The organism is Enterobacter cloacae complex sp. FDA-CDC-AR_0164 (assembly GCF_003071645.1).
Taxonomy (GTDB): domain Bacteria; phylum Pseudomonadota; class Gammaproteobacteria; order Enterobacterales; family Enterobacteriaceae; genus Enterobacter; species Enterobacter ludwigii.
Genome location: NZ_CP028950.1, coordinates 3,366,380 through 3,389,614 on the forward strand (window position 1 = coordinate 3,366,380; position 23,235 = coordinate 3,389,614).

The 23,235-nt window shown below is 56.0% G+C and carries 24 protein-coding genes; 16 read left to right on the forward strand and 8 right to left on the reverse strand.

The genetic code is table 11. From position 1 onward, the window contains the following. Positions 1-15: 15 nt before the first annotated feature. The 7 genes from cheY to bglB all read left to right on the forward strand — a co-directional run bounded on the left by cheY (position 16) and on the right by bglB (position 7,944). Positions 16-405: a chemotaxis response regulator CheY gene (cheY, locus tag AM410_RS16640; protein WP_000763862.1), complete on the forward strand. Its 390-nt coding sequence runs from the start codon at positions 16-18 to the stop codon at positions 403-405. Positions 406-418: 13 nt separating this feature from the next. Next, the gene (gene cheZ / locus AM410_RS16645) at positions 419-1,063 is read left to right on the forward strand and encodes a protein phosphatase CheZ (RefSeq protein WP_013096065.1); all 645 of its coding nucleotides are present in this window, start codon (positions 419-421) and stop codon (positions 1,061-1,063) included. A 277-nt stretch (positions 1,064-1,340) separates the two neighbouring features. Continuing rightward, positions 1,341-2,489 carry a flagellar biosynthesis protein FlhB gene (gene flhB, locus AM410_RS16650; protein ID WP_073396028.1) on the forward strand — a complete coding sequence of 383 codons (1,149 nt, stop codon included), beginning with the start codon at positions 1,341-1,343 and terminating at the stop codon, positions 2,487-2,489. Continuing rightward, entirely contained in the window at positions 2,482-4,560 is a 2,079-nt protein-coding gene (flhA, locus tag AM410_RS16655; protein ID WP_014170658.1) for a flagellar biosynthesis protein FlhA, read from the forward strand. Before flhB ends, flhA begins: the two co-directional genes overlap by 8 nt. Then, positions 4,557-4,952: a flagellar protein FlhE gene (flhE, locus tag AM410_RS16660; RefSeq protein ID WP_123266835.1), complete on the forward strand. Its 396-nt coding sequence runs from the start codon at positions 4,557-4,559 to the stop codon at positions 4,950-4,952. The genes flhA and flhE overlap by 4 nt, the downstream gene beginning before the upstream one ends. 264 nt (positions 4,953-5,216) lie before the next feature. Then, positions 5,217-6,800, forward strand: a complete 1,584-nt coding sequence (locus AM410_RS16665; RefSeq protein WP_025203842.1) for an MFS transporter — start codon at positions 5,217-5,219, stop codon at positions 6,798-6,800. A gap of 4 nt (positions 6,801-6,804) precedes the next feature. Next, positions 6,805-7,944: a beta-galactosidase BglB gene (gene bglB, locus AM410_RS16670; protein ID WP_108648147.1), complete on the forward strand. Its 1,140-nt coding sequence runs from the start codon at positions 6,805-6,807 to the stop codon at positions 7,942-7,944. A 34-nt stretch (positions 7,945-7,978) separates the two neighbouring features. On the opposite strand, the gene argS is transcribed toward bglB, so the two are convergent. Beyond that, positions 7,979-9,712, reverse strand: coding sequence for an arginine--tRNA ligase (gene argS / locus AM410_RS16675; RefSeq protein ID WP_014170653.1), 1,734 nt, complete (start codon positions 9,710-9,712; stop codon positions 7,979-7,981). 239 nt (positions 9,713-9,951) lie between these two features. On the opposite strand from argS, the gene AM410_RS16680 reads away from it, so the two are divergent. Both AM410_RS16680 and cutC read left to right on the forward strand, forming a co-directional pair. Next, complete coding sequence (locus AM410_RS16680; protein ID WP_014170652.1) at positions 9,952-10,512, forward strand: VOC family protein; 561 nt, start codon at positions 9,952-9,954, stop codon at positions 10,510-10,512. A gap of 76 nt (positions 10,513-10,588) precedes the next feature. Then, positions 10,589-11,332 (forward strand): copper homeostasis protein CutC, encoded by a 744-nt coding sequence (gene cutC / locus AM410_RS16685; RefSeq protein ID WP_108648148.1) that lies wholly within the window; start codon positions 10,589-10,591, stop codon positions 11,330-11,332. 177 nt (positions 11,333-11,509) lie between these two features. Here cutC and cmoB read toward each other — a convergent pair whose 3' ends face one another. The 5 genes from cmoB to AM410_RS16715 are packed head-to-tail and all read right to left on the reverse strand — an operon-like array spanning position 11,510 to position 15,090. Further along, entirely contained in the window at positions 11,510-12,481 is a 972-nt protein-coding gene (gene cmoB / locus AM410_RS16695; protein ID WP_020883389.1) for a tRNA 5-methoxyuridine(34)/uridine 5-oxyacetic acid(34) synthase CmoB, read from the reverse strand. After that, a complete protein-coding gene (gene cmoA / locus AM410_RS16700; RefSeq protein ID WP_020883390.1) occupies positions 12,478-13,221 on the reverse strand; it encodes a carboxy-S-adenosyl-L-methionine synthase CmoA in 744 nt (247 codons plus the stop codon). Before cmoA ends, cmoB begins: the two co-directional genes overlap by 4 nt. Before the next feature lie 40 nt (positions 13,222-13,261). Next, positions 13,262-13,657 carry an MAPEG family protein gene (locus AM410_RS16705; protein ID WP_020883391.1) on the reverse strand — a complete coding sequence of 132 codons (396 nt, stop codon included), beginning with the start codon at positions 13,655-13,657 and terminating at the stop codon, positions 13,262-13,264. A 51-nt stretch (positions 13,658-13,708) separates the two neighbouring features. After that, positions 13,709-14,527: a DUF72 domain-containing protein gene (locus AM410_RS16710; RefSeq protein ID WP_020883392.1), complete on the reverse strand. Its 819-nt coding sequence runs from the start codon at positions 14,525-14,527 to the stop codon at positions 13,709-13,711. After that, positions 14,524-15,090, reverse strand: coding sequence for a hydrolase (locus tag AM410_RS16715; RefSeq protein WP_032678431.1), 567 nt, complete (start codon positions 15,088-15,090; stop codon positions 14,524-14,526). Before AM410_RS16715 ends, AM410_RS16710 begins: the two co-directional genes overlap by 4 nt. A 264-nt stretch (positions 15,091-15,354) precedes the next feature. On the opposite strand from AM410_RS16715, the gene aspS reads away from it, so the two are divergent. The 6 genes from aspS to ruvB all read left to right on the forward strand — a co-directional run bounded on the left by aspS (position 15,355) and on the right by ruvB (position 20,622). After that, a complete protein-coding gene (aspS, locus tag AM410_RS16720) occupies positions 15,355-17,142 on the forward strand; it encodes an aspartate--tRNA ligase (RefSeq protein WP_032678430.1) in 1,788 nt (595 codons plus the stop codon). A 1-nt stretch (position 17,143) separates the two neighbouring features. Next, positions 17,144-17,587 (forward strand): dihydroneopterin triphosphate diphosphatase, encoded by a 444-nt coding sequence (gene nudB / locus AM410_RS16725; RefSeq protein ID WP_014170644.1) that lies wholly within the window; start codon positions 17,144-17,146, stop codon positions 17,585-17,587. A gap of 27 nt (positions 17,588-17,614) precedes the next feature. Next, positions 17,615-18,355 (forward strand): YebC/PmpR family DNA-binding transcriptional regulator, encoded by a 741-nt coding sequence (locus AM410_RS16730; protein WP_014170643.1) that lies wholly within the window; start codon positions 17,615-17,617, stop codon positions 18,353-18,355. A gap of 34 nt (positions 18,356-18,389) precedes the next feature. Further along, positions 18,390-18,911, forward strand: coding sequence for a crossover junction endodeoxyribonuclease RuvC (gene ruvC / locus AM410_RS16735; RefSeq protein ID WP_025203848.1), 522 nt, complete (start codon positions 18,390-18,392; stop codon positions 18,909-18,911). Positions 18,912-18,991: 80 nt separating this feature from the next. Continuing rightward, positions 18,992-19,603: a Holliday junction branch migration protein RuvA gene (gene ruvA, locus AM410_RS16740; RefSeq protein ID WP_073396017.1), complete on the forward strand. Its 612-nt coding sequence runs from the start codon at positions 18,992-18,994 to the stop codon at positions 19,601-19,603. An 8-nt stretch (positions 19,604-19,611) separates the two neighbouring features. Continuing rightward, a complete protein-coding gene (gene ruvB, locus AM410_RS16745) occupies positions 19,612-20,622 on the forward strand; it encodes a Holliday junction branch migration DNA helicase RuvB (protein WP_073396016.1) in 1,011 nt (336 codons plus the stop codon). Positions 20,623-20,661: 39 nt separating this feature from the next. Here the strand turns inward: ruvB and znuB are convergent, their stop codons facing one another. Together znuB and znuC are read right to left on the reverse strand one after the other, a co-directional pair. After that, positions 20,662-21,447: a zinc ABC transporter permease subunit ZnuB gene (znuB, locus tag AM410_RS16750; protein ID WP_014170639.1), complete on the reverse strand. Its 786-nt coding sequence runs from the start codon at positions 21,445-21,447 to the stop codon at positions 20,662-20,664. Then, positions 21,444-22,199, reverse strand: coding sequence for a zinc ABC transporter ATP-binding protein ZnuC (znuC, locus tag AM410_RS16755; protein ID WP_020883396.1), 756 nt, complete (start codon positions 22,197-22,199; stop codon positions 21,444-21,446). The genes znuB and znuC overlap by 4 nt, the downstream gene beginning before the upstream one ends. Before the next feature lie 77 nt (positions 22,200-22,276). On the opposite strand from znuC, the gene znuA reads away from it, so the two are divergent. After that, positions 22,277-23,221, forward strand: coding sequence for a zinc ABC transporter substrate-binding protein ZnuA (znuA, locus tag AM410_RS16760; protein WP_050737179.1), 945 nt, complete (start codon positions 22,277-22,279; stop codon positions 23,219-23,221). Positions 23,222-23,235 lie beyond the last annotated feature (14 nt).

Below are 23,235 nucleotides of genomic sequence, written 5' to 3' on the forward strand. Positions count from 1 at the left end.
CAGGAGTATTATTTTATGGCGGATAAAGAGCTTAAGTTTTTGGTTGTGGATGACTTTTCCACCATGCGTCGTATCGTACGCAACCTGCTGAAAGAGCTGGGCTTCAACAACGTTGAAGAAGCAGAAGACGGCGTTGATGCGCTGAACAAACTGCAGGCGGGCGGGTTTGGTTTTGTTATCTCCGACTGGAACATGCCAAACATGGACGGTCTGGAACTGCTGAAAACCATCCGTGCGGACGCGGGAATGGCATCATTGCCGGTTCTGATGGTGACCGCAGAAGCGAAAAAAGAGAACATTATTGCCGCAGCACAGGCGGGCGCTAGTGGCTATGTTGTGAAGCCGTTCACTGCGGCCACCCTGGAAGAGAAGCTCGGTAAGATCTTCGAGAAACTCGGCATGTGAGGTGTTGGTTATGATGATGCAACCTGCTATGAAACCCGTTGAAGAACACTCGCCCAGCGATATCATTGCCCGCATCGGCAGCCTGACACGCATGCTGCGTGACAGCCTGCGTGAACTGGGGCTGGACCAGGCAATTGCTGAAGCGGCGGAAGCCATTCCGGATGCCCGCGATCGTCTGGACTACGTTGTGCAGATGACCGCTCAGGCGGCTGAACGTGCGCTGAACAGCGTTGAAGCGTCACAACCGCATCAGGATGCGATGGAGAAAGGCGCGAAAGCGCTGACCAAACGCTGGGATGAGTGGTTTGAGAATCCAATCGAGCTGGCGGATGCCCGCGAGCTGGTCACGGATACCCGTCAGTTCCTGGGCGATGTGCCGGGCCACACCAGTTTTACCAACGCGCAGCTGCTGGACATCATGATGGCGCAGGATTTCCAGGACCTCACGGGCCAGGTTATCAAGCGCATGATGGATGTGATTCAGGAAATTGAACGTCAGCTGCTGATGGTGCTGCTGGAGAACATTCCGGAACCGGCCGCTCGTCCAAAACGCGAGAACGAAAGCCTGCTCAACGGTCCACAGCTCGACGCCACCAAAGCGGGCGTTGTGGCAAGCCAGGATCAGGTAGACGACCTGCTGGACAGCCTTGGTTTCTGATTGAGGTGATGACCCTCAGGTTGCGTACGCAACCTGAGGGTATGCCGCTTAATTTTGAGTGCATAACGCTGGGGTGGCTGGCCCTTGCTCACGCCCTGCTTGCTGACAGTGTTGCCAAACGCTATCTCAAATTTTTTTTTTGCCGTTTTTTACTCATCACCCGATTGCTCCGACGCTGAACTGGCTAAAAGAACCCGGTTATTGGGTTTTTTCAACCCATTGATGAAAGGTCAGGCTGGCATGATACCCGTGACTAAATGGGCTGCGAGCAGGCACTGTGGCAGAAGAGAACGACGACAAAACGGAAGCCCCCACACCCCACCGACTAGAAAAAGCGCGTGAGGAAGGGCAGGTCCCCCGATCCCGAGAACTGACATCCCTGCTGATCCTCATCGTAGGCGTGTGCATTATCTGGTGGGGTGGGGAGGCGCTCGCCCGCAAACTGGCGGGAATGCTCTCGGCTGGCCTACGTTTTGACCACAGTATGGTCAACGACCCTAACCTGATCCTCAGCCAGATAATCCTGCTCGTTAAAGATGCCATGCTTGCGCTGTTGCCCCTGATTACCGGCGTCGTGCTGGTGGCGCTGGTCTCGCCCGTGATGCTGGGCGGTCTGGTGTTTAGCGGGAAATCGCTGCAACCCAAGTTTTCGAAACTGAACCCGCTGCCGGGGATTGCGAAAATGTTCTCGGCGCAAACCGGTGCGGAGTTGCTTAAAGCGATTCTTAAATCGGTCCTGATGGGCAGTACCGGCGGTTTTTTTCTGTGGCACCACTGGCCGGAAATGATGCGTCTTATCAGCGAATCGCCGTTAACCGCGATGAGCAATGCGCTGAACCTGGCCGGGCTCTGTGCCCTGCTGGTGGTGCTCAGCATTATTCCCATGGTGGGTTTTGACGTTATCTTCCAGCTTTACAGCCACTTCAAGAAACTGCGCATGTCTCGTCAGGATATTCGGGATGAATATAAGCAGATGGAAGGTGACCCGCACGTGAAAGGGCGTATCCGCCAGATGCAGCGTGCTGCCGCCCGTCGACGAATGATGGAAGATGTGCCAAAAGCCGACGTCATTGTGACTAACCCGACACACTATTCCGTTGCGCTGCAGTACGACGAAAACAAAATGAGCGCGCCGAAAGTGGTGGCGAAAGGGGCGGGGCTCATCGCCCTGCGTATTCGTGAAATTGGTACCGAAAACCGGGTGCCCATACTCGAAGCGCCTCCGCTGGCGCGAGCGCTGTATCGCCATGCGGAAATTGGACAACAGATCCCAGGAGAACTCTACGCCGCGGTGGCGGAAGTGCTGGCCTGGGTATGGCAGTTGAAACGCTGGCGTCTGGCTGGCGGTCAACGGCCTGTGAAACCTGAGAACCTTCCGGTGCCTGACGCGCTGGATTTTATGAACGAGAAGGACACTGATGGCTAATCTGGTGGCAATGTTGCGCCTGCCCGGCAACCTGAAATCGACGCAATGGCAGATCCTTGCCGGACCGATTCTCATCCTGCTAATTCTGTCGATGATGGTCTTGCCGCTTCCGGCGTTCATCCTCGACCTGCTTTTCACATTCAACATTGCGTTGTCCATTATGGTTTTGCTGGTGGCGATGTTCACCCAGCGCACCCTTGAGTTCGCCGCATTCCCGACCATTCTGCTGTTTACCACCTTGTTAAGGCTGGCGCTGAACGTGGCGTCAACCCGTATCATTCTGATGGAAGGTCATACCGGTGCTGCCGCGGCGGGTAAAGTGGTTGAGGCATTCGGCCACTTCCTGGTCGGCGGTAACTTTGCCATCGGTATCGTGGTGTTCGTCATTCTCGTCATCATTAACTTTATGGTTATCACCAAAGGTGCCGGACGTATCGCGGAAGTGGGCGCGCGTTTTGTGCTTGACGGGATGCCGGGCAAGCAGATGGCCATCGACGCGGATCTGAACGCCGGGCTTATTGCCGAAGATGAAGCCAAAAAGCGGCGCTCGGAAGTGACGCAGGAAGCTGACTTCTACGGCTCAATGGACGGTGCGAGTAAGTTTGTTCGCGGTGATGCCATTGCGGGCATCCTGATCATGGTGATTAACGTGGTCGGCGGCCTGCTGGTGGGCGTGCTGCAGCACGGCATGGACATGGGCCACGCGGCGGAAAGCTATACGCTGCTGACCATTGGTGACGGTCTGGTGGCTCAGATCCCGGCACTGGTCATCTCAACGGCGGCGGGGGTTATCGTGACCCGCGTCAGTACCGATCAGGATGTTGGCGAGCAGATGGTCGGGCAGCTCTTCAGCAACCCGCGCGTGATGCTGCTGGCCGCCGCGGTGCTGGGCCTGCTCGGTCTGGTGCCGGGAATGCCAAACCTGGTGTTCCTGCTGTTCACTGCGGCATTGCTGGGCCTTGCCTGGTGGATGCGTGGCCGTGAGATGACCCCGGCAGCGGAACCTGCTCCGGTAAAAATGCCGGAGAACACGCAGGCCGTGGAAGCGACCTGGAACGACGTTCAACTGGAAGACTCGCTGGGAATGGAAGTAGGGTATCGCCTCATCCCGATGGTCGATTTCCAGCAGGATGGCGAACTGTTGGGCCGAATCCGCAGCATCCGTAAAAAATTCGCCCAGGACATGGGCTTCCTGCCGCCGGTGGTTCACATCCGCGACAATATGGATCTGCCGCCAGCGCGCTATCGTATTCTGATGAAAGGCGTAGAGATTGGCAGCGGTGATGCTTATCCAGGCCGCTGGCTGGCCATTAATCCAGGCACCGCGGCGGGTACGCTGCCGGGCGAGCAAACCATCGACCCGGCCTTTGGCCTGGCTGCCATCTGGATTGAAAGTGCGCTGAAAGAGCAGGCGCAAATTCAGGGCTACACCGTGGTGGAGGCGAGTACCGTGGTGGCGACCCACCTGAACCATCTGATTGGACAATTCTCGGCAGAGCTGTTTGGTCGTCAGGAAGCCCAGCAACTGCTCGATCGCGTCACGCAGGAGATGCCGAAGCTGACAGAAGATCTCGTGCCAGGCGTCGTGACGCTGACCACGCTGCACAAGGTGCTGCAAAACCTGCTCGAGGAAAAAGTGCCGATCCGCGATATGCGTACCATTCTGGAAACCCTTGCCGAGCATGCACCGTTGCAAAGCGATCCGCACGAACTGACGGCGGTGGTGCGCGTGGCACTGGGACGGGCGATCACGCAGCAGTGGTTCCCGGGCACCGGGGAAGTGCAGGTTATCGGCCTCGATACGCCGCTTGAACGTCTGCTGCTGCAGGCTCTGCAGGGCGGTGGAGGGCTGGAACCTGGCCTGGCCGACCGTCTGCTGGAGCAAACACAAGAGGCGCTGGCGCGTCAGGAGATGCTGGGTGCGCCACCGGTTCTGCTGGTGAACCATGCGCTGCGTCCGCTGCTGTCGCGCTTCCTGCGCCGTAGCCTGAACCAGCTGGTCGTGCTGTCGAATATGGAGTTGTCGGATAACCGTCATATCCGTATGACGGCGACGATCGGAGGAAAATAATGCGTAAGTGGTTATGGATTTTACTTTTTCCGCTGGTGGCCCAGGCCGCCGGGGAAGGGACCTGGCAGGCCAGCAGCATTGGCGTGACCCTCAGCAACCGCGGTGTCGCCATGTCTTCGCGACCGCTATCACCGACTGAGCCGGTGTCCGGTCTGATGACCCTGGTGGTCTGGAACTACACGCTTATTGGCCCAACGCCTGCAGGGCTTCGGGTACGGCTGTGCTCCCAGACACGCTGTACGGAAATTGACGGAGAGAATGGCACCACTCAGGCCTTCAACGGCGTGCCTGCTGTCGAACCTTTGCGCTTTATCTGGGAAGTGCCGGGCGGCGGACGCCTGATCCCTGCGCTGAAAGTTCAGCGTAATTCCGTTATCGTCAACTACCGCTAATACCCCGCTTTTTACGCCAGCCATCAGTCATTTCTGATGGCTGGCTCGCAAAAAATGACCTCCTCTTTTGATGTAAAAGAAACGCTGTTTTATAAATCAGTGACACGCGTAACGACACTCTTTGCATTTTTGCCAGCCGCTTGCCGGTGATGGCAAAAACAGAAAGGTATCACCAGGTCGATACTCTTACTGTAGCCGTGTAATAACTCCCGGATCAGATTTTGCTTACAGGGAGTCTCCCAAAACTGAGTAGGGTTGACGGCAATGAAAACACGAAAAATTGGACTCGCAAATTATCTTGCTTACGGGTCAGGCGATTTCCTCGGGGCGGGAACCACCGCCCTGACGGCGGCCTGGCTGTTGTATTTTTATACAACGTTCTGTGGACTCTCCCCGATTGAAGCAACCTTCATCTTTGCCGCCGCAAGGGTACTGGATGCCGTCGTCAGCCCTTTGATGGGCTTTTTGACCGATAACTTTGGCACGACCTGGCTCGGCAAGCGCTTCGGCCGGCGTAAGTTCTTTATTCTGCTGGGGATCCCGTGCGTATTCAGCTACTCCCTGATGTGGGTGGGGGAGATGAGTTTCTGGTATTACCTGCTGACCTATCTGGTGTTCGATATCGTCTACACCATGATTCTGGTGCCGTACGAAACGCTGGTGCCGGAAATGACCGATGACTTCAAACAGAAAACCCGCTTCTCAGGTGCCCGTATCTCGATGGCGCAAATGTCTGCCATCCTGGCCTCATTCCTGCCGGGGATCCTGCTCACGCATTTCGGCAAAGACAATGCGGTCTCCTTTTTCTATGCAAGCCTGGTCTTCTCCGTGCTGTGCGCGCTGATGCTCATGCTCGTCTGGTTCTTCACCTGGGAGCGACCGCGGGAAGAGTGGAGCGAAGCCGCCCTGCGTGCCGAAGAGGAGAAGAAGAAACTGTCGCTCGGGCAGAGCCTCAACCGCCTGTTTGTGGAGTTGAGCTCTACGCTGCGCGTGAGAATTTTTCGTCAGCATCTGGGGATGTACCTTGGCGGGTATATCGCCCAGGACGTCTTTAATGCCGTGTTTACCTACTACGTGGTTTTCGTGCTGATGCAGGAAGCATCCATGGCCTCCAGCCTGCTGGGCACGATGGCCATCTTCCAGTTTATTGCGGTTATCGCCATGATCCCGCTGTGCATTCGCTTCGGACCCGCGCCGTCCTATCGAATGGTCGTGGTGCTGTTTGGCCTGGCATCGCTTTCCTACGCCGTGCTGTATTACGCGGGCCTGAGTGATATCTACTCTCTGTTATTGCTGGTCTCTGCAGTTGCCGGTCTGGGACGCGGTGGGATCAACTATGTGCCGTGGAATACCTACACCTACATTGCTGATGTCGATGAAGTGATCACCGGCCAGCGCCGCGAAGGGATTTTCGCCGGCATCATGACGCTGACCCGCAAAGCCTCGCAGGCGGGGGCGGTAATGCTGGTGGGCATTGTGATGCAGATGTCCGGCTTTGTCAGCGGACAGAAGACCCAGCCCGCGGAAGTGAGCCACACCATTCTGCTGATCCTGAGCGTGGGAACGCTTCTGGTGCTGTTCTGCGGCTTCCTGGTCTCGCTGCGTTTCAAACTCAATTTGCACACCCACACCACGTTGCGTGAAGAGACCGCCAAAATGCGCGCGTCTGGCCGCGCCATTCCTGAGAGTGCGACACCAGAAGCCCGCGCCACCGTGGAGATGCTGGCCGGTATGCCTTATGCGTCGCTGTGGGGCAATAACAACATCGGTTATCTGAATCGTAATAAGCCTGCGGCACCTTCGCTGAAGGGGCGTGCGGTACTGAATTCGACATACAACAGAGGTTAAGATAATGAAAGTTTGGCCGGTCAAACACAGTCCACTCCTGCGTCAGCCTGCGCATTTCATCGCCCGGGACGAGCTGAAATCGCTGATTGAAAAGGTGACGCATAACCTCGTTAATATCCACGATACAACAGGTGAGTTTTTACTGCGCCTGGACGACGGGCGGGTCATTGACACCAAAGGATGGGCAGGCTGGGAGTGGACCCACGGCGTGGGGTTATACGGTATCTGGCAGTATTACTGCCAGACGGGCGACGAAGCGATGCGTGACATCATTGACCGCTGGTTTGCCGATCGTTTCAGGGAAGGGGCGACCACCAAAAACGTGAATACCATGTCACCGTTCCTGACGCTGGCATATCGTTATGAAGAGACCAGAAACCCGGCCTGGCGGCCGTGGCTGGAAAGCTGGGCGGAGTGGGCCATGAATGAGATGCCGCGCACCGACCATGGCGGCATGCAGCACATCACCCTGGCGGAAGAGAATTCTCAGCAGATGTGGGATGACACGCTGATGATGACGGTTCTGCCGCTGGCGAAAATCGGCAAGCTCCTTAATAAACCGGAGTACGTTGAAGAGGCGGTGTATCAGTTTCTGCTGCACGTGCAAAACCTGATGGATCGTGAAACCGGCCTGTGGTTCCACGGCTGGAATTACGAAGGCCACCATAACTTTGCGAAGGCACGCTGGGCTCGAGGCAACAGCTGGCTGACCATCGTGATCCCGGATTTCCTTGAGCTGGTGGATTTGCCTGAACATAACGCCGTTCGCCGCTACCTTGTGCAGGTGCTGAACGCGCAGATTGCGGCCCTCGCCAAATGTCAGGACGATAGCGGCCTGTGGCATACGCTGCTCGACGATCCGCATTCCTACCTTGAGGCGTCAGCCACGGCAGGCTTTGCCTACGGTATTCTGAAAGCGGTGCGTAAACGCTATGTCGGCGCGGAATATGCTGAGGTGGCGGAGAAAGCGATTCGCGGCATTGTGGAAAATATCTCGCCGGAAGGGGAGTTACTGCAGACGTCGTTCGGTACGGGGATGGGCAGCGATCTGGCGTTCTATCGCCAGATCCCACGCACGTCGATGCCCTATGGACAGGCCATGGCAATCCTGTGTTTAACGGAATACCTGCGCAAATATTTTTGAACATAAAAAACCCGGCGATGGCCGGGTTTGTTTATTACATGCGCTCTACGGTTTCGATACCCAGGGTATCCAGACCCAGCTTCAGGGTCTTCGCCGTCAGCTGAGCCAGCTTCAGGCGGCTGTTGCGGACCGCTTCGCTTTCCGCAGACAGGATAGGGCAGTGTTCGTAGAAACCGGAGAACAGACCCGCCAGATCGTACAGGTAAGAGCACATCACGTGCGGGGTACCGTCACGTGCGACAACGGCCAGCGTCTCTTCAAACTGCAGCAGACGTGCCGCCAGCTGGGCTTCGCGATCTTCGGAAATGATAACCTCAGCATTGGCCAGCGCGCTTTCATCGATACTGGCTTTACGGAACACGGAGAGCACGCGGGTGTAGGCATACTGCATATACGGCGCAGTATTACCTTCAAAGGCCAGCATGTTATCCCAGTCGAAGATATAGTCGGTGGTACGGTTCTTGGAGAGATCCGCGTACTTCACTGCACCGATACCCACGGCGTTGGCGAGTTTTTCCAGCTCATCGGCAGGCATATCCGGATTCTTCTCGGCCACCAGACGGCGGGCGCGTTCCAGCGCTTCGTCCAGCAGGTCGGACAGCTTCACGGTACCGCCCGCACGGGTTTTGAACGGCTTACCGTCTTTACCCAGCATCATGCCGAACATATGGTGTTCAAGCGGCACGGAATCCGGCACGTAGCCTGCTTTGCGCACGATAGTCCACGCCTGCATCAGGTGCTGGTGCTGACGGGAGTCGATGTAGTACAGCACGCGGTCCGCATGCAGCGTTTCGTAACGGTATTTCGCACAGGCGATATCGGTGGTGGTGTAGAGATAGCCGCCATCCTTTTTCTGAATGATCACGCCCATCGGTTCACCTTCCTTGTTTTTATACTCATCAAGGAACACGACCGTCGCGCCTTCGCTCTCAACCGCCAGGTTTTTGGCTTTCAGGTCGGCCACAATGCCAGGCAGCATCGGGTTATAGAGGCTTTCACCCATCACATCGTCACGGGTCAGGGTAACGTTCAGACGGTTATAGGTGAGCTGGTTCTGGGACATGGTGATGTCAACCAGTTTGCGCCACATCTCGAGGAAGTACGGGTCGCCGCCCTGCAGTTTTACCACGTAACTGCGCGCGCGCTCGGCAAAAGCGTCGTCTTCGTCGTAGTGTTTTTTTGCTTCGCGGTAGAACCCTTCCAGGTCTGCCAGGGCCATCTCACCCGCGTTTTCCTGCTGCTGTTTTTCCAGGTAAGCAATCAGCATCCCGAACTGGGTACCCCAGTCGCCCACGTGGTTCGCGCGGATCACTTTGTGACCGAGGAATTCCAGGGTACGCACGGCCGCGTCACCGATAATGGTGGAACGCAGGTGCCCGACGTGCATCTCTTTCGCCACGTTTGGCGCTGAGTAGTCAATCACCACGGTCTGCGCTTCTGGCTGGGAGACACCCAGACGGTCAGATTTCAGCGCCGCGTCAACGTGGCGTGCCAGGAAAGCAGGCTCAAGGAAGATGTTGATAAATCCAGGGCCGGCGATTTCAGTTTTGCTGGCAATACCGGTGAGATCCAGATGAGTCAGCACCTGCTCAGCGAGTTGTCGCGGCGGCATACCCAGTTTTTTAGCCACTGCCATCACGCCATTAGCCTGATAGTCGCCAAACTGTACTTTTGCTGACTGACGAACCTGCGGTTCGCAATCCGCAGGCGCACCTGCGGCAATCAGTGCCTGACTGACTTTTTCGGAGAGAAGAGCCTGAATATTCACCTGGATACCTTACATTTTTGATGCGGGCAAATAACCGCCCGCGCCAGTTAAAGAATTTAGGGCGGGAGTATACTGCAAATGCCTTCTGGCGTCAGCATTGCGGGGGCCGAAGATTGCTCAGAATCCAGGCTAAGAAAGCATGCATAAACATGCAGTCGTAAAAACCGCTATTCAGAGGTTGGTCGAAAGAGGGCAACAGAGTAAATTAGCGGCTTTGCGACACGATAAGAGACTGACGTATGGCGAACTGGCACTCCATTGACGAACTGCATGATATTTCCGCAGATTTACCGCGCTTCACCCAGGCGTTCACAGAACTTGCCACCCGCCTTGGTCTGGATATTGCGCCGCTTGAGGCCGATCACATCTCCTTGCGCTGCCATCAGAACGCAACCGCCGAGCGCTGGCGTCGCGGGTTTGAACAGTGTGGCGAGTTACTCTCAGAGAACATCATCAACGGTCGCCCCATTTGCCTGTTCAAACTGCATGAACCGGTGTGCGTGGCTCACTGGCAGTTCAGTGTAGTCGAATTGCCCTGGCCGGGCGAGAAACGCTATCCGCATGAAGGCTGGGAGCATATCGAAATTGTCCTGCCGGGTGAGCCCGAAACGCTGAATGCTCGTGCACTGGCGCTGTTGTCTGACGAGGGGCTGAGCAAGCCTGGCATTTTTGTGAAAACAAGTTCCCCGAAAGGCGAACGTGAGCGTCTGCCTAATCCTACTCTGGCCGTCACTGACGGACAGGTTACCGTGAAGTTCCATCCCTGGACGATTGAACAGATTGTTGCCAGCGAAGCATAAGATGTGACCGTACGCTGAGACCGGGCGTAGCCTGCGTGTCATGATGGTGCGTTAAGTGGATATTAAGGAGGATGTAATGGCGCTGCTGGAGATTTGTTGTTACAGCGTGGAGTGTGCCGTCACCGCGCAACAGCACGGGGCTGACCGCATTGAACTGTGCGCCGCACCCAAAGAGGGTGGGTTAACGCCTTCATACGGGATGCTGAAGTCTGCCCGTCAGGCTGTCACCGTTCCGGTACACCCGATTATTCGTCCTCGCGGCGGCGATTTCTGTTACACGCCGGGCGAGTTCAGTGCCATGCTTGAAGATATCACTCTCGTTGGCGATCTGGGATTCCCCGGCCTGGTTATTGGGTTGCTTGATGAAGACGGCAATGTCGATCTGCCGCGCATGCGTCAGGTCATGAACGCGGCAAAAGGGATGGCGGTCACTTTTCATCGCGCGTTTGATATGTGTAAAGATCCCCTGCAATCCTTTGATATTCTTGCTGAACTTGGCGTGGCGCGGGTCCTGACATCGGGTCAGCAGTCCTCTGCTGAAAAAGGACTGCAATTAATTACGGAACTAAAAGCACATTCCGGTGTTCCAATAATAATGGCGGGTGCGGGAGTGCGTGCCAGCAATATGGAACTGTTTTTAAACGCCGGGGTAGAGGAGCTTCACAGCTCTGCAGGCAAATGGATGCCATCGCCCATGCATTATCGCAACACAGGGTTGTCAATGTCGACGGATGCTGAAGCGGATGAGTACTCACGCTACGGTGTAGAGGGAGAGTCGGTTGCGGTAATGAAATCGATGATTGAACGTCATCACGTGTAGCAACGTACCGATTTTTACCGCGCATCATGTCGCCCAATATGATGCTTGCTTGTACCAGGCCCCTGCAATTTCAACAGGGGCCTTTTTTTATGCCCCTAACCCTCTCCCCAAAGAGGAGAGGGACAGTACGGTGCGGTCTTTTCTCCCTCGCCCCTTTGGGAAGAGGACCGGGGGAATCTACGGTTTCGTCGCGATCAACACCGCGCGCATTGGCGCAGGATACCCTTCGACAGTCTTGCTGTGGTCTGCCGGGTCGAGGAATTCCGCCAGCGATTCGGTGATCATCCAGTCGGTGCGACGCTGTTCTTCAGTTGACGTTACGCAGACATCGGCAATACGGACATCCACAAAACCGCACTTCTCCAGCCAGTTTTTCAGCGCCGGCGCGGAAGGGATAAAGTAAACGTTCCGCATCTGCGCATAGCGATCGCCCGGCACCAGAACGGTATTCTCATCACCCTCTACCACCAGCGTTTCCAGCACCAGCTCGCCGCCGCTGACCAGCTGATCTTTCAGCTGCCACAAATGTTCGAGTGGGGAGCGGCGGTGGTACAGGACACCCATCGAAAACACGGTGTCAAACGCCTTCAGGGCAGGGAGCTGCTCAATACCCAACGGCAGCAGGTGCGCGCGCTGGTCGTTACCCAGCAATTTACGCACCGCTTCAAACTGGCACAGGAACAGCTGCATAGGGTCAATCCCCACCGCCAGATGTGCCCCTGCGCCAATCATGCGCCACATGTGGTACCCGCTACCGCAGCCAACATCCAGAATGGTTCGCCCGGTCAGGTCGGAAAGGTGAGGCAGCACGCGATCCCATTTCCAGTCAGAACGCCATTCAGTATTAATGTTAACGCCGTAGAGTGAGAACGGACCTTTGCGCCACGGCATCAGGTTACGCATCAGCGTTTCAATGCGGTTTATCTGCCCGGGCGGAAGCGGCGTTTCGCTTTGCGCGGTAACGCTGTGGAGCAGATCCAGACGGTGTGGGGTCAGTTCCGGCAGAAACTCCACCGCGTTGGACCACTGCTTTAACAGACCATGCTGCTGATCCCGCTGCCAGGCAGCAATTTGTGCCGGCAGCGTCTCCAGCCAGTGGGAGAGGTGGTTTTTGGCAATCAGCTGATAGAAATTACTGAACTCGATCATGCGATGTCCCCACCTTTCAGCGCCACCAGCGAGCCAAAGTTGAAGCACTGGAACCACAGTTCGCTGTGCTCGAAGCCTGCCTGACGCAGGCGTGCTTTATGGGTTTCGACGGAGTCCGTCAGCATCACGTTTTCGAGCATGCTACGTTTCTGGCTAATTTCCAGTTCGCTATAGCCGTTGGCCCGTTTGAAGTCGTGGTGCATATTGAACAGCAGCTCACCCACTTCGGCATCTTCAAAGCTGAATTTCTCGGACAGCACCAGCGCGCCACCGGGCTTCAGGCCTTTATAAATTTTGTCCAGCAACAGCTGACGGTCTTCAGGCACCAGGAACTGCAGAGTAAAATTCAGAACCACCAGCGACGCGTTATTGATGTCGATATCACGGATATCACCTTCCACAACCTCGACTGGCGTCGGGGCTTTATACGCGTCGATGTGGCGACGGCAGCGTTCCACCATGGCCGGGGAGTTATCGACGGCAATGATTTTGCAGCCTTCATGGTGAACGTTACGACGAACCGACAGCGTTGCCGCGCCGAGCGAGCAGCCCAGATCATACACCTGCGTGCCCGGTTGAACGAAACGCTCAGCCAGCATGCCGATCATAGAGATGATATTGGAATAACCGGGAACAGAGCGCTGGATCATATCCGGGAAGACTTCGGCTACCCGTTCATCGAAGGTCCAGTCGCCCAGGCTGGCGATAGGCGCGGAAAAAAGCGTGTCGCGATCTGACATAACGTAAAAATCCGGGAAAAATAAAGTGGCGTATTGTGCGCTAATGGAAGGAGAAAACCAACTCCCACGGCATATACCAAAGGTTAGCCAGCACCATCAGCAAAAGCGAACACCAGGTCGCGCTCATGCCGGAACGACGCCAGCGGAATAAGCGGTGGTGAAAGCCGTAATAATGCATTAACCGGCCGGCAATCAGAAGCAGGCCGCAGACGTGCACCATCCAGGTTTCCGCGCCGTTCATTTCCATAAACAGCAGCAAAATTAACGCAACGGGGATGTACTCAACCGCGTTACCGTGAATGCGGATAGCGCTTTGTAACTCCGAAAAACCGCCGTCACCATAAGAAACACGGTACTGCATTCGCAGGCGCACAACATCAAATGAAAACTTAATCAGCAGTAATGCACCTAACACCGCATACAGCGCGCTGACCATACTAACTCCCTGTTTTTGGCAGATGGCACCTTCCTATGATAGGGGCTGATATCAGAAAAGAGAAGATTGTTGTGGGATAGAAGGGGCGCTGCCAACGGACGGAACCGCAGCCTGCAAGGCCTGCCAGAGAACATCGACCAGTTCGGGGGCATGAGCGATATCCGGCGTATGGAGAAAGAGATACGGCGTGGTGGTTTGCTCCCATTTCGCTAATTTTTGCAGCCAGACGGCGAACATCTCCTGGTTTTGCTGCATGTTATCGCTGCCGATAAACCTGACCATCGGGTTTTGCGCGGTGACCACGGCGTGAACAGGCACTCTGGGCTTTTTACGCTGGGCATCAATGATGGCCTCGTTATGCGGGATGGCGCTGTGCACGGGACGGCTGTCGAGAATCACCCGGTTCACCCCGCGCGCATGTAAGCCACGGTTAAGGGCCGTTTCAGCCTCTCCCTTGGCAAAAAACGCCGCATGTCTCACCTCAACGCCGTAGGTAAAGTCCTTGGGCAGGGTATCAAGGAACTGCCATAGCGCAGGCAGGTCGCGTGGGCTAAAGGTGGCCGGAAGTTGCAACCAGTACTGACCGATGCGGTTCGCCAGCGGCGACATCCGGCCAAAGAACTCGTCGGTCAAATCACCGCAGTTTCGCAGCGCAGCGGTGTGGGAGATCGTCGCCGGAAACTTGAAGCAGAAGCGGAAATCATCGGTCGTCTGGTCGCGCCAGCGCTCAACAATCTCTGCTCTGGGTAGCGCGTAGAGGGTGGTATTGCCCTCGACGCAGTTGAAATGACGGGCATATTCTTCAAGGCTGGTAATACCCAGGCGCACCCATTTCGGGTGCGACCACTGGGGCAGGCCAAGGTAGATCATAGGGCGCTTATAATGTCGTCCGTGCTACGCACGCGGCCAATGCGCGGGAAGATGTGGGTCATACTGCCCTGGTGCTGCTCCGCAGACGCTGCGCTGCATGCATCTTCAGCAATCACCAGGTTAAAGCCCAGTTCCCAGGCGTTTCGGGCGGTGGATTCCACGCCAATGTTGGTGGAGATCCCACAGAGAATCAGGGTGTCGATACCGCGCCGACGCAGCTGCAGCTCAAGATCGGTGCCGTAGAATGCGCCCCACTGGCGTTTGGTCACTTCGATATCGCTGTCCCGTTTGCCGAGCGAAACCGGATAGGTCCACCAGTTTTCAGGTAGTGAATGTGCTGCAACCTGAGCATCGACAGGCTGTTTTAAGGCCTCAGCGAAATCCGCTGACCAGCCAACGCGCACCATGATCACAGGGGCACCGCTGGCACGGCATTTTTCTGCCAGACGCGCGGCGCGGCTGACAACATCTTCGGCGCTGTGCGGGCCTCCGGCAAACGGCAGGATCCCTTCCTGTAAATCAATCACCACAAGCGCGGTTTTGCGGGCATTAAGTGTTAACATGGTAACTCCAGTGAAATGAGTCGCTTCCGCTACACCTTACGACGTAATGACCTGTTATCGGTCGGATAATTTTGTTAATTTTTGTGAGAATACGCAATAAGCGCGCAGCAAACGACCGTCTGGCCGTGGTTCGCTCTTATCGTCTGGCGGAATTTCCAGTATAATAGCCGCCTTTTTTCATCCAGTTGTGACATACAGAAAGCTGCGACATAGTAGCCTGCATTCCAGGCGACATTTAGCCTGCGGCTAATTAAGGGATATCTCATGCGTACAGAATATTGCGGGCAGCTGCGTCAGTCCCACGTTGGACAGCAGGTAACCCTGTGTGGTTGGGTCAATCGTCGTCGTGATCTTGGGAGCCTTATCTTCATCGATATGCGCGACCGCGAAGGTATCGTTCAGGTGTTCTTCGACCCAGATCGCGCAGATGCGTTGAAGCTGGCTTCTGAGCTGCGTAATGAGTTCTGCATTCAGGTCACCGGCACCGTACGTGCGCGTGACGAGAAAAACGTTAACGCAGACATGGCGACCGGCGCAATTGAAGTGCTGGCGTCGGATCTGGTTATCATCAACCGTGCTGAAGCGCTGCCGCTGGACTCCAACCACGTCAACACTGAAGAAGCGCGTCTGAAATACCGCTATCTGGACCTGCGTCGTCCGGAAATGGCTCAGCGCCTGAAAACCCGTGCGAAAATCACCAGCCTGGTGCGTCGCTTTATGGATGACCACGGTTTCCTCGACATCGAAACCCCGATGCTGACCAAAGCCACGCCGGAAGGCGCGCGCGATTACCTGGTTCCATCCCGTGTACACAAAGGCAAATTCTACGCGCTGCCACAGTCTCCTCAGCTGTTTAAACAGCTGCTGATGATGTCCGGCTTCGATCGCTACTATCAGATTGTAAAATGCTTCCGCGACGAAGACCTGCGTGCTGATCGTCAGCCAGAATTTACCCAGATCGATGTGGAAACCTCCTTCATGACGGCCGAGCAGGTGCGTGAAGTGATGGAAGCCCTGGTGCGCAGTCTGTGGAATGACGTGAAAGGCGTGGAACTGGGTGATTTCCCCATCATGACCTTCGCTGAAGCTGAACGTCGCTACGGCTCTGACAAACCAGACCTGCGTAACCCGATGGAGCTGGTGGACGTTGCAGACCTGGTGAAATCCGTTGAGTTCGCGGTATTTGCCGGCCCGGCTAACGATCCAAAAGGTCGCGTGGCTGCCCTGCGTGTACCGGGCGGTGCGGCGCTGAGCCGTAAGCAGATTGACGATTACGGCAACTTCATCAAGATCTACGGCGCGAAAGGTCTGGCCTATATTAAAGTGACCGAACGTGCGAAAGGTCTGGAAGGCATTACCAGCCCGGTGGCGAAATTCCTGAACGCGGAAATCGTGGAAGCGATCCTCGAGCGCACCGGCGCACAGGATGGCGACATGATCTTCTTTGGCGCAGACAATAAGAAAATCGTTGCTGACGCGATGGGCGCGCTGCGTCTGAAGCTGGGTAAAGACCTGAGCCTGACGGACGAGAGCAAATGGGCTCCGCTGTGGGTAATCGACTTCCCAATGTTCGAAGACGACGGTGAAGGCGGCCTGACCGCAATGCACCACCCGTTCACCTCGCCAAAAGACATGACGGCGGCAGAGCTGAAAGCGGCACCGGAAGATGCGGTAGCAAACGCGTATGACATGGTTATCAATGGCTACGAAGTGGGTGGCGGTTCCGTGCGTATTCACAGCGGCGAAATGCAGCAAACCGTGTTTGGTATTCTGGGAATCAACGAGCACGAACAGCGCGAGAAATTCGGCTTCCTGCTGGACGCCCTGAAATACGGTACGCCGCCACACGCGGGTCTGGCATTCGGTCTTGACCGTTTGACCATGCTGCTGACCGGCACCGACAACATTCGTGATGTTATCGCCTTCCCGAAAACCACGGCTGCGGCCTGTCTGATGACGGAAGCCCCAAGCTTTGCCAACCCGGCCGCGCTGGCTGAGCTGGGCATTCAGGTGCTTCCGAAAGCTTCAAAAGAGATTTCGGAGAACGAATAATATGCAGTATAAGCGTCCCGTTTCGGTTCTGGTTGTCATTTATGCAGAAGATACGAAACGGGTGCTGATGTTGCAGCGGCGCGATGACCCTGATTTCTGGCAGTCGGTTACCGGCAGCCTGGAAGAGGGGGAGACCGCGTCGCAGGCCGCCGCGCGCGAAGTAAAGGAAGAGGTCACCATTGACGTTGCTTGCGAGCAACTGACCCTGAAGGACTGTCAGCGCACGGTGGAGTTTGAAATTTTTAGCCATTTACGTCATCGCTATGCGCCGGGTATTGAGCGCAATACGGAATCGTGGTTCTGTCTCGCGCTCCCCCATGAACGGGAGATCGTGTTTACCGAACACCTGACCTACCGCTGGGTGGATGCGGCGGATGCCGCTGCACTGACCAAATCGTGGAGCAACCGGCAGGCGATTGAAGAATTTGTAATTAACGTAGCCTGAAAAGGCGCGCTCTTTGAGGAAATTTTTATGGCAGGTCATAGTAAGTGGGCCAACACCAAACACCGCAAAGCGGCACAGGATGCCAAGCGCGGTAAGATCTTCACCAAAATTATTCGTGAGCTGGTTACAGCGGCACGTCTGGGCGGCGGCGATGCGGCGTCTAACCCGCGTCTGCGTGCGGCAGTGGATAAAGCCCTGTCCAACAACATGACGCGTGACACCCTGAACCGTGCTATCGCACGTGGCGTAGGCGGTGATGAAGACGCGAACATGGAAACCATCATTTATGAAGGTTACGGTCCGGGCGGTACGGCGGTGATGGTTGAATGTCTGTCCGACAACCGTAACCGTACCGTAGCGGAAGTGCGTCATGCCTTCAGCAAATGCGGTGGTAACCTGGGCACTGACGGCTCAGTGGCCTATCTGTTCAGCAAAAAAGGTGTCATCTCCTTCGAGAAAGGCGACGAAGACGTAATCATGGAAGCGGCGCTGGAAGCCGGTGCAGAAGACGTTGTGACCTATGATGATGGCGCAATCGACGTCTACACCGCGTGGGAAGAGATGGGCGCAGTACGTGACGCGCTGGAAGCGGCGGGTCTGAAAGCAGACAACGCTGAAGTCTCCATGATCCCGTCAACCAAAGCGGACATGGATGCGGAAACGGCACCTAAACTGCTGCGTCTGATCGACATGCTCGAAGACTGCGACGACGTGCAGGAAGTGTATCATAACGGTGAAATCTCTGATGAGGTTGCAGCGACTCTCTGATGAGAGCGTATAAACCGTTTACGGGAGACGCGTGATGTCGATTATCCTCGGGATTGACCCCGGCTCGCGCGTCACCGGTTATGGCGTCATCCGGCAGGTAGGGCGCCAGTTAACCTACCTTGGCAGCGGTTGTATTCGGACCAAAGTGGACGATCTGCCGTCGCGCCTGAAGCTAATCTATGCTGGCGTGTCGGAGATCATCACCCAGTTTCAACCCGACTTTTTTGCCATCGAGCAGGTCTTTATGGCGAAAAACGCCGATTCAGCGTTAAAACTGGGTCAGGCACGGGGCGTCGCCATTGTTGCGGCGGTGAATCAGGATCTTCCGGTGTTCGAATACGCAGCCAGACAGGTCAAACAGACCGTCGTGGGGATTGGTAGCGCGGAGAAAAGTCAGGTGCAGCATATGGTGCGCACGCTCCTGAAGCTTCCCGCGAACCCGCAGGCAGACGCCGCCGACGCGCTGGCGATAGCCATTACCCACTGTCATATAAGCCAGAACGCGGTTCAGATGAGCGAATCGCGGCTTAATCTGGCGCGAGGCAGGTTACGATAATGACAAATCAGGCTGGATGTTTATCCAGCCTTTTTTTATTATGTCGGCAGTTAATTTCTTCCAGAACGCAGGAGCGTCACGTGATAGGCAGACTCAGAGGCATCATCATTGAAAAACAACCCCCGTTAGTGCTGCTGGAAGTCGGTGGCGTGGGCTATGAAGTCCATATGCCGATGACCTGCTTCTATGAGTTGCCGGACGCGGGCAAAGAGGCGATTGTCTTTACCCAGTTTGTGGTGCGTGAAGATGCTCAGTTGCTGTATGGCTTCAATAACAAACAGGAACGGATGCTGTTTCGCGAGCTGATCAAAACCAACGGCGTCGGGCCGAAGCTGGCGCTGGCTATTTTGTCCGGCATGTCCGCTCCACAGTTCGTCAATGCCGTTGAGCGCGAAGATCCTGCTGCGCTGATTAAACTCCCGGGTATCGGCAAGAAAACCGCGGAGCGTCTGATTGTCGAGATGAAAGACCGCTTTAAAGGTCTGCATGGCGATCTGTTTACGCCTGCCGCTGATCTGGTGCTTACCTCGCCGGGCGCACAAGCCTCTGACGATTCTGAACAGGAAGCGGTTGCTGCGCTGGTGGCGCTGGGATATAAACCTCAGGAGGCCAGCCGAATGGTGAGCAAAATTGCCAAACCGGATGCCAGCAGTGAAACCCTGATTCGTGAAGCGCTACGCGCGGCATTGTGAGGTAAAGGATGATTGAAGCAGATCGCCTGGTATCGGCAGGCACCCTTCAGGCAGAAGACGTGGTGGATCGCGCCATCCGCCCGAAACTGCTTGATGAGTATATTGGCCAGCCGCAGGTTCGTTCTCAGATGGAGATCTTCATTCAGGCGGCAAAACTGCGCGGCGATGCACTCGATCACCTGCTCATTTTTGGCCCCCCCGGTCTGGGGAAAACCACGCTGGCGAACATTGTCGCCAATGAAATGGGCGTTAACCTGCGCACAACCTCTGGCCCGGTGCTGGAAAAAGCGGGCGATCTGGCGGCAATGTTGACCAACCTTGAGCCGCATGACGTGCTGTTTATCGATGAGATCCACCGTCTGTCGCCGGTCGTGGAAGAGGTGCTCTATCCGGCAATGGAAGATTACCAGCTGGACATCATGATCGGTGAAGGTCCGGCAGCACGTTCCATCAAAATCGATCTGCCTCCGTTTACCCTGATTGGCGCGACGACGCGCGCCGGGTCATTGACCTCTCCGCTTCGCGATCGTTTTGGTATCGTTCAGCGTCTGGAGTTCTATCAGGTTGCGGATCTTCAGCATATCGTTGGCCGCAGTGCCCGCTATATGGGGCTGGAGATGAGCGAGGATGGGGCGTTTGAGGTAGCGAAGCGCTCCCGGGGGACGCCGCGTATTGCGAACCGCCTGTTGCGTCGCGTACGTGACTTTTCCGAAGTAAAACACGATGGCACGATCTCGGCTGAGATTGCAGCGCAGGCGCTGGATATGCTGAATGTGGATGCCGAAGGCTTTGACTACATGGACCGTAAGCTGTTGCTGGCGGTACTGGATAAGTTCTTTGGCGGTCCGGTCGGACTGGATAACCTGGCGGCAGCGATTGGTGAAGAGCGCGAGACAATTGAAGATGTGCTTGAGCCGTATCTGATCCAGCAGGGTTTCTTGCAACGTACCCCGCGCGGTCGTATGGCAACGGTGCGGGCGTGGAACCATTTTGGTATTACCCCGCCAGCGATGCCGTAGCAGAGGTCCCCTCTCCCGGGTGGGAGAGGGGAGAGGCGATCAGCTTGCAGGCTTCTTCATCATACTGAAGATAAACAGCAGCGCCGCACACAGCACCACAGACGGGCCGGCAGGGGTATCGTAGAACGCCGAGAAGGTTAACCCTCCCGTTACCGCAATCATCCCGATGATAACCGCGACACCGGCCATTTGCTCCGGCGTACGGGCAAAACGACGCGCAGTGGCCGCGGGGATAATCAGCAGGGAAGTGATGATCAGCGCGCCGACGAATTTCATCGCCACACCAATCGTTAACGCCGTCACCAGCATCAGCAACAGCTTCACGCGCTGCAGCTTCACGCCGTCGACAAACGCCAGATCCGGGCTGACGGTCATCGCCAGCAAATTACGCCACTGCCAGAGCAGTATACCCAGCACGACCACCACACCAGCGGCGATGGAGATCAGATCTTCAGGCGTCACGGCCAGCAGGTCACCGAACAGGTAGGCCATCAGATCAACACGAATGTTCGACATCAGGCTCACGACCACCAGACCCAGCGACAGGGCGCTGTGGGCCATAATACCAAGCAGCGTATCGATGGCGAGGTGAGGGCGCTTTTCCAGCCATACCAGCCCTGCGGCCAGCAGCAGCGTGACCACAATCACCGCGTAGAAGGGATTCACGTCCAGTAACAGGCCAAAGGCAACGCCCAGCAGAGACGCGTGTGCCAGCGTATCGCCAAAATAGGACATTCTGCGCCACACCACAAACGAGCCCAGCGGGCCCGCGGCGCAGGCAAGCATAATCCCGGCCAGCCAGCCGGGCAGTAACAGTTCAATCATGAGTGTCCATTTCCCCGGCGCAGGACAATTCGTCCCTGTAAATCATGGCGGTGATTGTGATGATGGCGATAAATTCCCAGCTGCTCAGCGCCGCGAGGGCCGAACATGGAGATGAATTCAGGGTGCATTGACACCACTTCCGGCGTGCCGGAACAGCAGATGTGATGGTTAAGGCACAGCACTTCGTCGGTCTTGGCCATCACCAGATGGAGATCGTGGGAAACCATCAGCACCGCACAGTTGAGTTCGCGGCGTAGCTGGTCGATTAAATCATAAAGTGCGACCTGACCATTGACGTCCACACCCTGCGTCGGCTCATCCAGCACCAGAAGCTGTGGGCTGCTCAACAGGGCGCGGGCAAGCAATACGCGCTGGGTTTCACCCCCGGACAGTTTCTGCAGCGGGGCATCAATCAGATGGCCTGCCTGCACGCGTTTCAGCGCCGGAAGAATATCGGCTTTATGTGTCCCGGGGCGCAGACGCAGGAAGCGGCTAACCGTCAGCGGCAGCGTGGCGTCGAGGTGGAGTTTTTGCGGCACATAGCCGATGCGTAATTTTTCCTCACGGCGGATAATCCCTTCGTCAGGTGTTACCAGACCCAGCACCACGCGCACCAGGGTGGATTTCCCTGCGCCATTGGGGCCGAGCAGCGTCAGAATTTTGCCGGGTTTCAGATCCAGCGACACGTCAGAGAGGACGCGGCGTTGGCCAAATGAGACCGAAATATTGTCGAGAGAAACCAAAGTTGTCATGTCAATTTAAGCTTGCAGAAGTCAACGAATGTTATAATATCACATCCCACGCATTCATTACGATGATTAGTCGCATTATGTTACATAAAAATACGCTTCTTTTCGCAGCATTATCCGCTGCCCTTTGGGGTTCAACAGCACAAGATGTTAACGCTGCTGTTGTCGCTTCGCTTAAACCGCTCGGTTTCATTGCTTCCGCGATTGCAGATGGGGTTACTGACACCCAGGTTCTGCTCCCTGATGGGGCTTCCGAGCATGATTATTCCCTGCGTCCATCCGATGTAAAACGCTTACAAAACGCGGACTTAGTTGTCTGGATTGGTCCAGAGATGGAAGCGTTTATGCAGAAGTCGGCAAAACAGGTGCCGGGCGAAAAACAGGTCGCCATTGCCGAACTCCCGGGCGTGAAACCGTTGCTCATGAAAGGGGCTGACGACGACGGTGATGAACATGATGCCGGACACGCCGACGGCGAAAAAGGTGATGGGGATCACCATCACGGCGAGTACAACATGCACCTTTGGCTATCCCCAGAGATAGCGCGGCTTTCGGCGGTTGCAATCCATGACAAATTAGTGGAACTTATGCCGCAAAGTCGAGCCAAACTAGACGCCAACCTGACGGATTTTGAGGCACAATTAGCCGCAACCGATAAGCAGGTGGGTAATGAGCTCGCACCGTTGAAAGGAAAAGGGTATTTCGTTTTTCATGACGCCTATGGCTATTACGAGAAACACTACGGCCTGACCCCGCTGGGGCACTTTACCGTCAACCCTGAAATTCAACCTGGTGCGCAGCGTTTACATGAAATCAGAACACAGTTGGTTGAGCAGAAAGCGACATGCGTTTTTGCTGAGCCACAGTTCAGGCCAGCGGTCGTAGAAGCCGTGGCCAGGGGAACATCCGTGCGCATGGGAACCCTTGACCCGCTAGGAACGAATATCCAGTTGAGCAAAGCGAGCTATTCGCAGTTTCTCAGCCAACTGGCGAACCAGTATGCGAGCTGCCTGAAAGGAGATTAACGAGGAAGTGAATA

Coding starts and splice junctions, on each gene's coding strand:
- znuA (WP_050737179.1), top strand. CDS start 22,277: ATGTTACATAAAAATACGCTTCTTTTCGCAGCATTATCCGCTGCCCTT.
- bglB (WP_108648147.1), top strand. CDS start 6,805: ATGAAAGTTTGGCCGGTCAAACACAGTCCACTCCTGCGTCAGCCTGCG.
- cheY (WP_000763862.1), top strand. CDS start 16: ATGGCGGATAAAGAGCTTAAGTTTTTGGTTGTGGATGACTTTTCCACC.
- cmoA (WP_020883390.1), bottom strand. CDS start 13,221: ATGTCAGATCGCGACACGCTTTTTTCCGCGCCTATCGCCAGCCTGGGC.
- znuC (WP_020883396.1), bottom strand. CDS start 22,199: ATGACAACTTTGGTTTCTCTCGACAATATTTCGGTCTCATTTGGCCAA.
- AM410_RS16710 (WP_020883392.1), bottom strand. CDS start 14,527: ATGATCTACCTTGGCCTGCCCCAGTGGTCGCACCCGAAATGGGTGCGC.
- znuB (WP_014170639.1), bottom strand. CDS start 21,447: ATGATTGAACTGTTACTGCCCGGCTGGCTGGCCGGGATTATGCTTGCC.
- cmoB (WP_020883389.1), bottom strand. CDS start 12,481: ATGATCGAGTTCAGTAATTTCTATCAGCTGATTGCCAAAAACCACCTC.
- AM410_RS16730 (WP_014170643.1), top strand. CDS start 17,615: ATGGCAGGTCATAGTAAGTGGGCCAACACCAAACACCGCAAAGCGGCA.
- AM410_RS16705 (WP_020883391.1), bottom strand. CDS start 13,657: ATGGTCAGCGCGCTGTATGCGGTGTTAGGTGCATTACTGCTGATTAAG.
- ruvC (WP_025203848.1), top strand. CDS start 18,390: ATGTCGATTATCCTCGGGATTGACCCCGGCTCGCGCGTCACCGGTTAT.
- flhA (WP_014170658.1), top strand. CDS start 2,482: ATGGCTAATCTGGTGGCAATGTTGCGCCTGCCCGGCAACCTGAAATCG.
- AM410_RS16715 (WP_032678431.1), bottom strand. CDS start 15,090: ATGTTAACACTTAATGCCCGCAAAACCGCGCTTGTGGTGATTGATTTA.
- AM410_RS16665 (WP_025203842.1), top strand. CDS start 5,217: ATGAAAACACGAAAAATTGGACTCGCAAATTATCTTGCTTACGGGTCA.
- cutC (WP_108648148.1), top strand. CDS start 10,589: ATGGCGCTGCTGGAGATTTGTTGTTACAGCGTGGAGTGTGCCGTCACC.
- ruvB (WP_073396016.1), top strand. CDS start 19,612: ATGATTGAAGCAGATCGCCTGGTATCGGCAGGCACCCTTCAGGCAGAA.
- aspS (WP_032678430.1), top strand. CDS start 15,355: ATGCGTACAGAATATTGCGGGCAGCTGCGTCAGTCCCACGTTGGACAG.
- cheZ (WP_013096065.1), top strand. CDS start 419: ATGATGCAACCTGCTATGAAACCCGTTGAAGAACACTCGCCCAGCGAT.
- AM410_RS16680 (WP_014170652.1), top strand. CDS start 9,952: ATGGCGAACTGGCACTCCATTGACGAACTGCATGATATTTCCGCAGAT.
- nudB (WP_014170644.1), top strand. CDS start 17,144: ATGCAGTATAAGCGTCCCGTTTCGGTTCTGGTTGTCATTTATGCAGAA.